Source organism: Vibrio sp. B7, assembly GCF_963888765.1.
GTDB lineage: Bacteria > Pseudomonadota > Gammaproteobacteria > Enterobacterales > Vibrionaceae > Vibrio > Vibrio anguillarum.
The window spans coordinates 1-13545 of record NZ_CAWPKR010000038.1; the positions used below are offsets into that span (position 1 = coordinate 1).

Here is a 13545-nt window from a genome sequence, read left to right on the forward strand (position 1 = left end):
TTCCGAACGCTGATTTCGGAGTTCGCTTAAAAGTGTTCGGATAATCGCGGAATGTACGTTCGGATTAAACCGAAATAGGTGTTCGGGTCATACCGAAATGGCTGTTCGGAATGCTCCGAAATACGCAATAAGGCGCTTTTTGAAGTTTTCTAAGTCATTACGAAGCCAGATTGAGCGAACGCCACTTGGAGAGATAAAGACACCGAGTTTACGTAGCTCGTTGCTTGTTCTCACTTGCCCGTGAGCAGGGAAATCGATGGCGTATTTGATAACGGCCTGTTCAGTTTCACTATCGACTCGGTTCTTCATGTTTGGTGTTCTGCGGCTCCGATTAATCAGAGCATCGATACCACCAGTTTCAACCAACTCCTGATAACGATAGAAGGTGTCTCTTGAAACGCCCATAACCTTACAGGCTCTAGAGACATTGCCAAGTTCTTCTGCAAGATTGAGAAGGCCAGCTTTGTGTTTAATGAGTGGATTGCTAGTATGAAGCATGAGAGTTACCTCTTATTGTTTTTGATTACGGTTTAAGCACCTTTAATCAAAGTGGGTAACTCTCTTCTTTTCAAATTGAAGTGTCAGATCTAGTCTGAACTAATACATTTGACTTAAAACAGCCCTAATTGGGGTCCGCTTAGTTGCTTAAAGTCGTACCCTACGAAAGGTAAGATTGCTTCTGCAACCGGCTTTATCTGTTTTTCGATGTAGTGTTGATAGTCAATCGCACTTTCCAAATACTCTTTAGGCTCTGGGCCACTGACTGTCATTAAATACTCAATATACCCACGGTTTTGGTACTGCAACGGTCGTCCTAGGCGGGCGTTTTTCTCATCAGCTATACGCGCAGCTCGAACCTGTGGGGGAATATTCTTCTCGTATTCGTGGAGTCGTCGGTGCAATCGCTTTCGATAAATCAACATATTATCAAACTCACCAGCTTCGATTTGTTCAACCGTATTTTTCACGTAATCAGATGGGTCTTGGTCATGAAATACCATCATATAAAGTCTTTGCTGAAATTCTTGAGCCAGTTGTGTCCAGTCAGACCGTGCACTCTCAAGACCTTTGAATACAATTTTCTCATCGTTGTCTTTACTCACCAGACCTGCATAGCGTTTCTTCGAACCAGTTTCTGATCCACGAATGGTTGGCATCAAAAACTTGCGGTAGTGGGTTTCATATTCTAGATCCAAGAAAGAGTCGATCCCGAAACGTTGTTTTAGCTCTTGTTTCCACCAAGCATTTATGTACTTCACAAGTTTCTTGCCAATCTCATCAGCTTGTTGCTCTGAATAAGCACTATTAAGCGCAACAAAAGTCGAGTCTGTATCACCATAGATAACTTGATAACCTTGCTCCTCTACCAATTGTTTGGTGGTTTTCATGATTTCATGTCCACGCATTGTGATACTAGAAGCCAGACGTGTATCGAAGAAACGACACCCGGAAGAACCCAGCACACCATAAAACGAGTTCATAATGATTTTTAAGGCTTGAGAAAAGGCAAGATCATTGTTTTTTTTTGCTAGATCGCGCGCTTGCCAAATATCTTGAACCATCTTGGGTAGGACGTGTTTTTCTCGATGGAATTGTCCACCACGGAACCCTTCAATTGCTCTATCCAGCGTATTACCCGTTGGCAATCGTAGTCCTTCTATAAGCCCAAGAGGATCTATAAGATATGAGCGAATGATCGCCGGATAAAGGCTCTTGTAGTCAAGAACAAGGACCGAATCATAGAGACCTGGGAGTGAGTCCATCACATAGCCACCAGGGGAAGCTATCCAGTCTTCAGAGTGCATGTTGGGTGCGACATAACCAGCACGATGCAGTTGGGGCAGGTAAAGGTTAGTGAAGGCCGCAACCGAACCACCTACGCGATCTAGCTCAAGCCCGGTTAGGCATGAGCGTTCAATGGCAAAATCTAATAGATGGGTTTTATCGAAGATTCGATTAACCAAAACGCAGTCTTGCAAGTTATATCTAGCCAAAGAGGGCTTATCCGATCGGAACATCTGATTGATCTCTTCCATTCGGTCATGGACGCTGTGAATGATTTTACCTTCACCTAACAACTCTTGTGATACGGACTCAAGCGACCAAGAGCGGAAATGGTAAGTCGCTGTCTTGAGCATATCAATGCCATCAATCACTACTCGCCCTGGAATCGAAATAAAACCTTGCTGGTTATTACCTGAGCGAAAGAATGCACTGCGACTATTACGACCGATGGCGAGTGGGACTTTATTCAACTGAGCGCGCTTATTCAATAAGCGAAAATCGAAATCGATAATATTCCATCCTACGATGACATCAGGATCGAATTGTTGAAACCACTGATTGAGAGTTAGTAGGAGGGCTTTTTCATCGGAGACCCATTGGATCGGTGTTTCCGCTGGCTCTGGTTGGCCAATCAGAATCACTCGGCTATCTCGCTCGCAATCAAGACCAATAGAATATAGCGCTCCTTTTTCCGAGCATTCAATATCGAGTGATACCACACACAAACTTGGCTTGAACTGGCTAGGACGACACTTGGCCTTCGTTATATAGAAATGATTACGACGTGCGAGTTGATGACCAGTAAACTCGATACTGCCTTTAATGAATCGCTCCATCAAATAACGGTCAGCGAGACGAATATCGCTTTCATAAGCGACAACGTCATTTTGTTTTAGTAGAGTTATTGCCGTATTAGCATCTTCAATAGTAACAAAGTAGCAAGCTACTACATTGTAATTCCGGAACGTCTTGAGTGGTAGAGATTTGAGTTCAAATTTAAGCCCTCGGCTAATGAGCAATGCTCTAGCATTCTTGGCATTGCTGACATCAATGAAAAAAGTTGGTCGCTCACCCTCAATATCCAGCAGTACAGGCCCTTGAGGGGTTGATACCCAAAGTTCGATAACGGTTTTGTTACCTCTGTCTCTTGCTTGTCGGGTTAAAACAAACCCCTGATTGATGTTCAATCGACTTCCTAAATTTTTGTGCTACAAACCACTATCTTAATGATGGTATCAAAAATCGTTGATAGAAAGATATATTGTTTAGAGACAAAGAGGATATGCTGACGCTGCAAATATACAAACTAATTTCAGCCTCATTAAATGACTTAGAACGAAAACTCATTCACACTTTGTTCGTTCGGGTAAATATTTCCATTGTATGTCAGGAGTTAATATGTTCTATGTCGGTGTTTGTCACTATTACGCAACTGGTGAAGGAGTCAAAATTTATGTCGCTAGCGGTAGTGAAGAATCAATCCGTAAAGCTATTCCAGAATACTTTCACCAAAGGCTCACTCTTTTAACCCCATCTGAATGGCTAAAAGCTTCAATTGGAGAGAGTAAATACCATCAATCGGATGTAAAAGTTCTTAAGACCTATTTACCAGTATTATGGAAACAAATTGAGGAAAGAGCCTTAGGAAGAGGATGCCAACTTAATTTTTTTATGGAGTACCATTTTAACTATGCCTAACTATCTATGCTTTTTTTATATCCGAAAACTATCGCTAATACAGGGGTCGATTAAGGCTCCTTTTGTCAGTGTGACTCCACCTGACACGAATCGCTCCCTAAACGTGTTTAGATAATCGTGAAGCCTATCAATTAACTACCGAGGAATTCATCTTTCTAGTAAAAAGCATATAAAATATGAATGAGTTAGTAAATAAACCTTTATTAAGAATGGATTGTAGGTATTGTAAGTTTTTATACATATAAAAAATCAACATATAAAAGCCGACATTTATATTGGCTTCCTCTTTAGATATGAACCGTATCGTTGGTACTGATAGTTTGGGTAAATCGTATAACCAGCAACATACTTATGAGCTGATAGCTTTAATTGAACAGATGAGTTAACCAAGAAGTTAACTCAGTTTGGACAAAAATCCGTTTCAGAAAATATAACATTAGCGATTCTTGAATAACGAAATGTATGGAAAATCGCTTCCTGAGTCATTATTGTGATTGATAAAGCACAGCAAGCCCCCGATTATATTAATAATCGAACCACAACATTATCTTGGCTATGCAAATCAAACGAGACTTTGACTACTACCGGCGTTGTTGATCAAATCAGCTTGAAAATCAACGACGCCATATATGACTAGCTATCAGTTTCTGACAGGCATACCTAGTCCTATGACTTTGTTTATGGCTTTGACATTCGCCATGATTTCGCCCACTTGAGCGTTATAACATCTCATACTCAATGTACCGCTAGTCAGTCCTTTATATCGGGACATTGCCGTCTCAGATATTGAGCGATAGTGATAACCAGACTCGGCTTTCCATTTCGTTATTGACCCATTTTTCAGAGCTGTTACTGCTCCGTTTCTGGGATGGCCATCTTCCCAAAGTGCTGCATTCTTTCGAGGCGGTATCAGCGTGATACAACCCTTCTTTTTCAGAGTATCATGGCAATTTTTGGTGTCATATGCTCCATCGGCAGATACGGCTGTGACCTTTCTGCGTAGCGGGTTGAGCAACGTAGGTAGTACTTCACTATCGCCCACATTGACAAGGCTGACTTCCGCACTTATCGCTTCGTGAGTGTCTACATCAACAGCTAAGTGCAGCTTACGCCATGTTCTGCGCTTTTCTGCACCATGCTTTTTCACTTTCCATTCACCCTCACCAAAGACTTTGAGGCCAGTCGAGTCAATGACAATATGGCGAATAGCCCCTCTAGATTTATTGCGATATTTGACTTGAACTGTCTTTGAACGTTTACTGATACAGGTGTAGTCAGGAGATGTCAGCGGAACATCCAATAGCTCGAAAATCGAGTCGATAAAGCCTTGAAGTGCACGCAATGGCAGAGAGAAGATGCCCTTAATCATCAAAGCAGTTTCAATCGCTGTATCAGAGTACTGGAATCCTCTACCACGCTTACCATGGTGGGTTTTGCATTGCCATGCATCAATGGCTGAGTCATCTATCCAGAATGTAACCAAACCACGTTTGCACAAAGCCTTATTGTACTCCGCCCAGTTAGTTATCTTCTTTTTCGCTTTACCCATGTCACCACCGTTCCAATCCTCTCAAAGGATCAGATCACAGGATTTGGAAAAGGTTCAACTGATTTAGGCAACAACGCCACTACTACCACAACCTACACAATGTCATTACTCACGCCTTACTTCACTTGTTATGTAAAGTGTCAGCATCTCCCCGCTTTGTGCCAGTCGCAACGCGCAATGAAATCTTGATAAAATACCTCAAGCCTAAGCTCAACGATAAGTCTTTAACAAATATTAAAAAAGACATCAAACTGATGCTCAGCGTTGCGAGAAAAAAAGGCGGGAACCTAGAAATGAAACTGCATCAACTCAGCACTGAATCGAATCAAACGAAACTCGTCGGGGCTGAAAAGCTCTATAACCTACTCGTCCACCTTCATGATGAAGAAGGTATTGAGTCTCGGCTGTTTGAAGAAGGTAGCGAAGCGGAGCCTGGCATTCTTTACATGTTAGAAGAGCAAGTCGAACACAGTTTTGACCAAGAACATAACCAAGTGACACCGTTATCGATGCTTATCCAGCTAGAGCGTGCACCAGAGCTCATAAATTCGATTAACGCTCACGGTCTGTTCCTTACCGAAATGAAAGAGTGGAACGCAGAGTTACATCAAGCCCATATTTTAGTGCACCCTATTTAAAACATGACGGCGACGATAACTGTCATATGACACTTCACCAGAAGGTGATACGAGAGTTAATAGAGCGCATCAAAATACGATGGCCGTGGTTTTCTTGCTGGTTTTGGATAAAAACGCGTCAGTGGTTTTTCTAATTTAGTAAATTATCGATAACTGTAGTTATCACAAGCGTGCTGTATCAAGTTCTTCCCTTAAACTTAGGTCACCAGTTGTATCCAATCTTTGAGTCATTAAAACGAAATTCTATCTTCAAAAATACACGCCACTACTCCTTGAGATAAATTGAATTATCTAAGGTCAAATAGAAGTAGCAGAGTTTGACAAACCCAAGGGAGCAAGTCGCAGCATGCGCTTACCATTTTTCTTGCCATGCACATACATTGTGACCTTATGTCAAAATCTAATGTGCATATCTTATCTTTTCAGGTAATTAAAGATACAATATGAGCACTGCACCATAGACAATAACAGGCATAACATGGCTCACACGGCATATCTCTCAGTTATCGGTAAAAAACAAGGTTGTATATCCCTTGGTTGCAACACGAAAGACTCTATAGGAAATAAGGCTCAAGTATCGCATTCAAATGAAATCACCGTTCTGGCGTGTAACTTCACCTTAAACAAACACGGCGGACCTGCCGAAGTCGTCATTACCAAACCCATTGATAAAGCCTCTCCACTTCTTGGTAATGCCTTTTCTAAACAAGAGCATTTACAGTGCACAATCAATTTCTTTCGTACTAATGAGCAAGGCTATAACGAAAACTTCTATACTATTGAGTTGGTTGACGCCTTAATTACCACCCTGTCTTTTGACCAACCTAACGTACTTAACTCTGGCGATGAAGATATGTCAGAAACCCTTCACCTCTCTTACCGAGACATCACTTGGAAACATAAAATAGCTGGCACTGAAGGTTATGAAACGTGGGAAAGAGACTTAGAATGAGAAACCAGACTGCGCCGGACACATGGGACATTCGAGAAGTCGAAAAGGCAGGAAAAGGACTCACTATGCAAGCCGTCACGCTGTCACACCGCTATATTTCGAATGGTGGGCTAAAGATGCAGTTTGTTCGTGACGTTGATCGTTTTGAACAATGCCTTGTTAACGACTTTAAGAACGGTAAAAAAAACAAAGAAACGGTATTCAAAGAACTTCGAAAAGAAAGACAAAACCTGATGGACCAAGGTGCCATAATCACCCAAAAAGGGATAGGTGTTATATCTGGGGTGATGCAGGTCGCAGCTGGCGCGGGGATCTGTTACTACTCTGCGGCTTATCTTTGTTCAATTGGTGCTTCACTGATGGCTCATGGCACAAATAACATGTATGAAAATGGCAAATACTTTTGGGATGGCGATGAGAATGCCACGGGGCTAGTTCGAGAAAGTTATCAGAATATTGCGGAATTTTTCGGCTACTCAAAATCTTATGGGGACATCGCTTACTATGGCGCCGATTTAGCCATGTCAGCTTATGGATTAGTGGCCAAAACCACCACAGCTAAAAATGCCGCAGAGGCGTATCAAATTGCCTCCAAACCTAACCTAAAGCCAATGCTATGGACAAGAACCCCAAAAGCCAAGCAGTTTAAGTTATTTAGGTACAGCTCAGAGGACTACTTAAGGGGATATCAAGCAATGAGTAAATCCGCATTAGGTGTCGAAATGGGAGCAGACTATTACAACATCGATGCCATAAAGGATTCGAGCAATTGAAAGAAGTTCTATTTTTTTTGTTTACACTGATACTGCTAATTATCTTAAAGCGGATTTCTTATTGCTCATTTAGAAATTCTTTATACATTTTCACTTACGTCGTTCTTGTAATTGGATTCGTTGCCGGTAATTATTATTCTATTTTCATGAATGGAACACTATTAATGGGCACACTACCAAGCATATCATTCAAACAAAATGAATTAATCCGGTGGTTTAGCATTGTCGTGTGTTTATATTTAGGGCTATTAATCCCCAAAAGAGGGTGATATGCATAATTTCGGCCATTCAAAATATTATAAGGGTATAGCTTACTATGGCACAGATTTAGCCATGTAGCTTATGAATTAGTGACCAAAATTTCTGTATGAAACCGTTTGATCTGCTCCAGCCAGACTGGACACTTCATTAAGCGACATTTTGCTGTTCAAAGTTAACTGGGCTTAGATACCCAAGAGCACTGTGCCTTCTCGTCCGATTATAATCAACCTCTATGTACTCGAAGACCGTTTGGCGCATCTCATCTCTGGTCATTATTGGTTCGTATTGAATCGCTTCCACTTTCATCGAATGGAAGAAGCTCTCAACACAGGCATTGTCCCAGCAGTTTCCTTTCCTGCTCATACTTTGTTTTAGATTATAAGCAGTTATGAGGTCTCGATAATCTTTCGAGCAATACTGGCTACCACGATCACTATGAACAATAACTTCCTCTGGAAAGCCTCGACGGAACAGAGCCATTGATAATGCATCGCAGACCAGTGTTGCCGTCATCCTCGTATCCATCGACCAACCGATTACTTGTCGTGAGTAAAGGTCAATTATCACAGCCAAATACAGCCAGCCTTCGCTTGTGGCAAGATACGTGATATCTCCCGCCCATTTCTGATTCGGGGCCGTTGCATTAAAGTCCTGAGCTAGCAAGTTTGGAGCTACAGGCATCTTATGCTTGCTGTCCGTTGTACACTTAAACTTGCGTGCCGCTTTCGGCGTCAAATCCTGACGCTTCATGCTGGCTGCAATGGTTTTAACATTATGGCTATCACCGTTCTCAGACAGTTCTTTCTGGATGCGCCTTGAACCATCTCGACCCTTACTGTTGTCAAAAGCATCTTTAACCTTTGCATCAAACTCTTGGCGAGTTGCTTCGCGTTGAATAGCCTTATGGCGATGTTTAATCCAATAATAAAACCCACTTCGAGAAACCCTGAACACCTTAACCATGCGAATAACACTGAAGTACAGCAGGTGTTCGAGCATGAATTCATAGCAATCTACTTTAGATTCTTCGCGAAGTAGGTGGCGGCCTTTTTTACGATATCTAGCTCTTCTGCTTGTTCTGCCAACTGCCTTTTGAGTTTGGCTACTTCAGCGGCTAGCTCTAGTTCTCGTTGACTGGTTGTGGTGTCTTTCTTGGCAGTCTTGCGCCAAGCGTAGATCTGAGATTCATGTAAGGAGAGCTGTCTGGCTGCCGCAGCGACTCCCACTTTCTCTGCTAGCTTCAGAGTTTCGGCTTTAAATTCAGGAGAATGGATAATACGTTTCTTCTTGTTTGTCATGATTCACCTCGTTAGTGATTGTACTCACTTAACTCAGTGTCCAAAACTGCTGGTGCAGATCACCAACACTTTGTCCTCACATCGGGACTTCCTAAGAAAGACGCCTGCAAATTGCTGGCGTCAATAAAAGTATATATTTAAGTTGATTTAAAGCATTGAGGTTTTTTTACAATTCGTCATGGCCTGTTAACCTGGTCGGAAAAGCACTGATATATAAATAATTTATTAGTGATGGTTGTATGTCAACGCACTCTTCAGACAGGGAGTCATTTTCCTCTTGTGGTATGGCTTTTAAAGATACGCTGGGTTTTTTGATATTATATTCCCCATTTTTTAACTCCCAATGTTCACTTTGCAACGAGTAAATGCTTTGTCTTTTAGATACGGTGGTTAAATCAGCAGATATCGAATTTAGTAAGCTTGTATCATTGGTTTGTAAGAATTTCACCATATTCATATATGCACGTAACAATCTATTGTATGTGTCCTCTCCTACGATAGTTCTTGCATTAAGCTCAAAATCGTCACCAGGATCATCAGATCGACTCCTTGGGCCAATGAATAAATTCCCGGGAAGCCATATATAAAATTGTTCAAAAGTATCGAAGCCAAGTGCGTGGTTACTTCCGCTTGCACGTGCAAGACCAAAAGCTTGGGCTTGAGCTAGGTTGCCAGCATCAACCAAGTCATTTCCCAATAAGCCACAGTCGACGCCATTGCTTCCAGCATAAAAACTAAGGCTATTTGAAAATGAATTAAAAAAACCGCTTAAATTAGGTAGCCGATGGAGTTCTGCTACGCGATTATAAAATCTACTTAATGTCAGTCTTGGGATAATATGATGGCGTGAAACGGATACTGTATAGCCCGGTCCAACGCCTGCTTCGGTTAAGCTTGGATTGTAATTATTTAGTTGTTGATATGGGACACCGGGTCTGTCACCCATATTAAGCACGAAATCTCCTTTAAGTTCCTCTAGTGGATTATCATTTGGATTAGCAAATCCAACCCCTGTGTATATCATTAGCATGAAGCAAAAGATGTTTTTTTTCAAAGCAATCACCTTTGAAAGTTGGTGTAAGTAATAACTTTTAGTATATGTTTATTGAGTCAATCGATGGTTTGTCTTTACAATAGCCATTGGTTGTCAATCCTATCACCGGGTACTTAAAAATCATTGCCGTTTTTAGCATGTTATACATTGCCATTCCTTTTTGCCCGTCATCTAAGTTCATTTTATAATGAACATAAGAATGGCCACTAGAATTCATGCCAAGAGCGGTATTATTTTCATACTCAAAGCGAATACAATTTCCACCGTCTGGACATTCACTACCACTTGATTCAACAAAGCCCACTTCAATTGCAGTTATGTTTGCATCAGCCAAGCACAATTCTGCTGCAAATACACTAGCAGAGGGAGGCGAAATGGATAATAGAACAAAGGCAATATATTTTACATTGATTTTCATTTTTTTCCTTAATGAAATGAAGAGTAAATATTAATTCGAGTATAATTTTATTGAATCAATAGACGGGGTCTTTGATTTACAATTATTGATATTGGACGCAGCCTCAAACCTATACCCCATGATCTTTGCAGTTTTTAACATATCATACATTGCCATTCCCTTTTGACCATCGTTTAAGTTCATATTGTACAACACATAAGAATAGCCACTACGGTCCATGTCAGGAGCGGTATTGTTTTCATATTCAAATCTGATGCAGTTCCCATTATCTGGACATTCGTAACCACTTGATTCAATAAAACCTATTTCAACAGCCGTTACTTTTGCGTCTTGCATACACATCTGCTTTGATAATGCACTAGTAGAGAAAATTGAAAATGAGATTGGAAGTAAAAATAGAGCAGTTTTTTTATTAATTAACATAGTTTTACCATATAATTGATAATGTGGATATTATTTATAAATTAAAAGCATATAATATAATAATGATTAGATTTAATGTATTGAACATCTCCTATCGATTGAACTTTGCATGTTTTGAAGGCCATTGTTTATGATATTTATATAGAAAACCTTAATGCGTTATTTACATTATTTATTCCAAAGACAGCAATATAAATAGTGTGGATTTTAAGCAAAGTCACAATAAAAATTGTATGGAAGGTTATATTAGGTTAATAAATGGAATTGGTCTCAAAGTTTATGGTGAAGGTGAATGAAAAGGCTTTGTTGCGTAACAGTGATTTCACAAAGAACCTAAATACGACAGAGTTGAATTGATGAGAGGGTAGCTTATGAATCCCCATTACTGGCAACGCCAAATTGAAGACATTGCTGATCGAGCGAGCAAGGACAGTGGCACATCGTATGATGATCTGCTCCAGCCAGACTGGACACTTCATTAAGCGACATTTTGCTGTTCAAAGTTAACTGGGCTTAGATACCCAAGAGCACTGTGCCTTCTCGTCCGATTATAATCAACCTCTATGTACTCGAAGACCGTTTGGCGCATCTCATCTCTGGTCATTATTGGTTCGTATTGAATCGCTTCCACTTTCATCGAATGGAAGAAGCTCTCAACACAGGCATTGTCCCAGCAGTTTCCTTTCCTGCTCATACTTTGTTTTAGATTATAAGCAGTTATGAGGTCTCGATAATCTTTCGAGCAATACTGGCTACCACGATCACTATGAACAATAACTTCCTCTGGAAAGCCTCGACGGAACAGAGCCATTGATAATGCATCGCAGACCAGTGTTGCCGTCATCCTCGTATCCATCGACCAACCGATTACTTGTCGTGAGTAAAGGTCAATTATCACAGCCAAATACAGCCAGCCTTCGCTTGTGGCAAGATACGTGATATCTCCCGCCCATTTCTGATTCGGGGCCGTTGCATTAAAGTCCTGAGCTAGCAAGTTTGGAGCTACAGGCATCTTATGCTTGCTGTCCGTTGTACACTTAAACTTGCGTGCCGCTTTCGGCGTCAAATCCTGACGCTTCATGCTGGCTGCAATGGTTTTAACATTATGGCTATCACCGTTCTCAGACAGTTCTTTCTGGATGCGCCTTGAACCATCTCGACCCTTACTGTTGTCAAAAGCATCTTTAACCTTTGCATCAAACTCTTGGCGAGTTGCTTCGCGTTGAATAGCCTTATGGCGATGTTTAATCCAATAATAAAACCCACTTCGAGAAACCCTGAACACCTTAACCATGCGAATAACACTGAAGTACAGCAGGTGTTCGAGCATGAATTCATAGCAATCTACTTTAGATTCTTCGCGAAGTAGGTGGCGGCCTTTTTTACGATATCTAGCTCTTCTGCTTGTTCTGCCAACTGCCTTTTGAGTTTGGCTACTTCAGCGGCTAGCTCTAGTTCTCGTTGACTGGTTGTGGTGTCTTTCTTGGCAGTCTTGCGCCAAGCGTAGATCTGAGATTCATGTAAGGAGAGCTGTCTGGCTGCCGCAGCGACTCCCACTTTCTCTGCTAGCTTCAGAGTTTCGGCTTTAAATTCAGGAGAATGGATAATACGTTTCTTCTTGTTTGTCATGATTCACCTCGTTAGTGATTGTACTCACTTAACTCAGTGTCCAAAACTGCTGGTGCAGATCACTCGATGGTTAGGATTGAAAATCCTAACCATCGAGCAAAAAATCACATAACGCGCCCCCAAAAATGGCAGTTCATCTCGGAAGTTGCGCCGGTTGTGGTCGCGGCGATCATGTTGTTGCCGGGTTCACTGAAAATATCAGGTTATTCGAGGTGCCCCCCTATTTCTCTATAACAAATGCACCTTTAGCATGCTTTTATATTCATTATTATTATAGTCTACACCCTGCATTTTTCTTACCTCCGTAAACATGTGACACTCATACTTAAGTCCTTCGGCCTCTGTATTTAACGAGATCAAAAATGCGTTATCTTTAAATATCCATTCATAAGTTATCGTTCCAGGAATATTATAATACTCCATAAAATCTATTTTCTCCGTACTATACAATAAACCCGCATTGTTTATATTCGATATTACCTTGGACAAACCGACCCGACCCGAATTAGTCTTACGATCCCACTCAACGGAGAATAATAAGTGCATAGTAACTATCCGCAGTGAATGATACGGGGTAGTAATTCTGTCGTTTGGCAACAATATGAAATCCAACGAGTAGCTCTTCAGCTCTTGATTAGGCGGAACTTCTACCATGAAATCTGACGGTACCCAATCTACCACGTAGGTGCCTTTTTCCCCAGGTTCAATAAGCGGCGTGGCTTGCAGAGTGCCCCACCCAGGACCTGATGGTGTATGGTCGTTTTTTACCTGCCGTAATCCAGCACGATTCAATAACCAAGTGTGATTTGAATCGTTCTGAAGTTCTATGGTGAGTCGCGGCTCTTCTTTTTTCATGGCCGACAATTGAGTTCCTGAGAGATCAAACGACTTTGCCATCAAATCAAAAATTGTCTTCGCAATGGTTATTTCTTTCGGCGGAGTACTATCTACCGACCCATTGCTAAAACTTTCGTTTTGATTCAGTTTCTGGACATAGCTTCTGTATGATTCATCCCCTTTCTCGTGCAACAACTCGTGCAACAAATAACTATTTTTCAGCTCCATAT

At 41.3% G+C, this 13545-nt stretch carries 11 protein-coding genes and 2 pseudogenes; 4 read left to right on the top strand and 9 right to left on the bottom strand.

The features are described from left to right. Nucleotides 1-123: 123 nt before the first annotated feature. Both AACV32_RS14950 and AACV32_RS14955 read right to left on the bottom strand, forming a co-directional pair. A pseudogene (locus AACV32_RS14950) lies at nt 124-498 on the bottom strand (helix-turn-helix domain-containing protein); the annotation flags it as partial. 113 nt (nt 499-611) lie between these two features. Further along, nucleotides 612-2972, bottom strand: a complete 2361-nt coding sequence (locus AACV32_RS14955; RefSeq protein ID WP_115339076.1) for a DNA polymerase II — start codon at nt 2970-2972, stop codon at nt 612-614. A 211-nt stretch (nt 2973-3183) separates the two neighbouring features. On the opposite strand from AACV32_RS14955, the gene AACV32_RS14960 reads away from it, so the two are divergent. Next, entirely contained in the window at nt 3184-3483 is a 300-nt protein-coding gene (locus AACV32_RS14960; RefSeq protein ID WP_110166868.1) for a hypothetical protein, read from the top strand. A gap of 640 nt (nt 3484-4123) precedes the next feature. Here AACV32_RS14960 and AACV32_RS14965 read toward each other — a convergent pair. After that, nucleotides 4124-5032, bottom strand: coding sequence for an IS5 family transposase (locus AACV32_RS14965; RefSeq protein ID WP_170895436.1), 909 nt, complete (start codon nt 5030-5032; stop codon nt 4124-4126). 80 nt (nt 5033-5112) lie between these two features. Here AACV32_RS14965 and AACV32_RS14970 point away from each other — a divergent pair. The 3 genes and pseudogenes from AACV32_RS14970 to AACV32_RS14980 form a co-directional block, all read left to right on the top strand. Then, nucleotides 5113-5670 (top strand): annotated as a pseudogene (locus AACV32_RS14970) (DUF2913 family protein); the annotation flags it as partial. A 478-nt stretch (nt 5671-6148) separates the two neighbouring features. Continuing rightward, nucleotides 6149-6622: an Hcp family type VI secretion system effector gene (locus tag AACV32_RS14975; protein WP_088732586.1), complete on the top strand. Its 474-nt coding sequence runs from the start codon at nt 6149-6151 to the stop codon at nt 6620-6622. Next, nucleotides 6619-7395: a DUF4225 domain-containing protein gene (locus AACV32_RS14980; protein WP_088732587.1), complete on the top strand. Its 777-nt coding sequence runs from the start codon at nt 6619-6621 to the stop codon at nt 7393-7395. Before AACV32_RS14975 ends, AACV32_RS14980 begins: the two co-directional genes overlap by 4 nt. A 408-nt stretch (nt 7396-7803) precedes the next feature. On the opposite strand, the gene AACV32_RS14985 is transcribed toward AACV32_RS14980, so the two are convergent. From AACV32_RS14985 to AACV32_RS15010, 6 genes are all read right to left on the bottom strand, one after another. Continuing rightward, nucleotides 7804-8954 (bottom strand): IS3 family transposase gene (locus AACV32_RS14985; RefSeq protein ID WP_170895432.1). Its coding sequence is split into 2 segments (ribosomal slippage): nt 7804-8711 and nt 8711-8954, totalling 1152 coding nucleotides; the frame shifts between segments, so codons are not numbered across the junction. Between the two features lie 166 nt (nt 8955-9120). Then, nucleotides 9121-10008 carry a hypothetical protein gene (locus tag AACV32_RS14990; RefSeq protein ID WP_170895435.1) on the bottom strand — a complete coding sequence of 296 codons (888 nt, stop codon included), beginning with the start codon at nt 10006-10008 and terminating at the stop codon, nt 9121-9123. A gap of 37 nt (nt 10009-10045) precedes the next feature. After that, nucleotides 10046-10426, bottom strand: a complete 381-nt coding sequence (locus AACV32_RS14995; protein ID WP_170895434.1) for a hypothetical protein — start codon at nt 10424-10426, stop codon at nt 10046-10048. 30 nt (nt 10427-10456) lie between these two features. Then, entirely contained in the window at nt 10457-10849 is a 393-nt protein-coding gene (locus tag AACV32_RS15000) for a hypothetical protein (RefSeq protein ID WP_170895433.1), read from the bottom strand. Nucleotides 10850-11327: 478 nt separating this feature from the next. Beyond that, nucleotides 11328-12478 (bottom strand): IS3 family transposase gene (locus tag AACV32_RS15005; protein WP_170895432.1). Its coding sequence is split into 2 segments (ribosomal slippage): nt 11328-12235 and nt 12235-12478, totalling 1152 coding nucleotides; the frame shifts between segments, so codons are not numbered across the junction. A 228-nt stretch (nt 12479-12706) separates the two neighbouring features. Next, nucleotides 12707-13543, bottom strand: a complete 837-nt coding sequence (locus AACV32_RS15010; protein ID WP_170895431.1) for a hypothetical protein — start codon at nt 13541-13543, stop codon at nt 12707-12709. Nucleotides 13544-13545: the final 2 nt, after the last annotated feature.

Excerpts from the sequence above, each read along its gene's own strand:
- AACV32_RS15000 (WP_170895433.1), bottom strand. The coding sequence starts at position 10,849 with ATGTTAATTAATAAAAAAACTGCTCTATTTTTACTTCCAATCTCATTT.
- AACV32_RS14965 (WP_170895436.1), bottom strand. The coding sequence starts at position 5,032 with ATGGGTAAAGCGAAAAAGAAGATAACTAACTGGGCGGAGTACAATAAG.
- AACV32_RS14995 (WP_170895434.1), bottom strand. The coding sequence starts at position 10,426 with ATGAAAATCAATGTAAAATATATTGCCTTTGTTCTATTATCCATTTCG.
- AACV32_RS14960 (WP_110166868.1), top strand. The coding sequence starts at position 3,184 with ATGTTCTATGTCGGTGTTTGTCACTATTACGCAACTGGTGAAGGAGTC.
- AACV32_RS15010 (WP_170895431.1), bottom strand. The coding sequence starts at position 13,543 with ATGGAGCTGAAAAATAGTTATTTGTTGCACGAGTTGTTGCACGAGAAA.
- AACV32_RS14975 (WP_088732586.1), top strand. The coding sequence starts at position 6,149 with ATGGCTCACACGGCATATCTCTCAGTTATCGGTAAAAAACAAGGTTGT.
- AACV32_RS14980 (WP_088732587.1), top strand. The coding sequence starts at position 6,619 with ATGAGAAACCAGACTGCGCCGGACACATGGGACATTCGAGAAGTCGAA.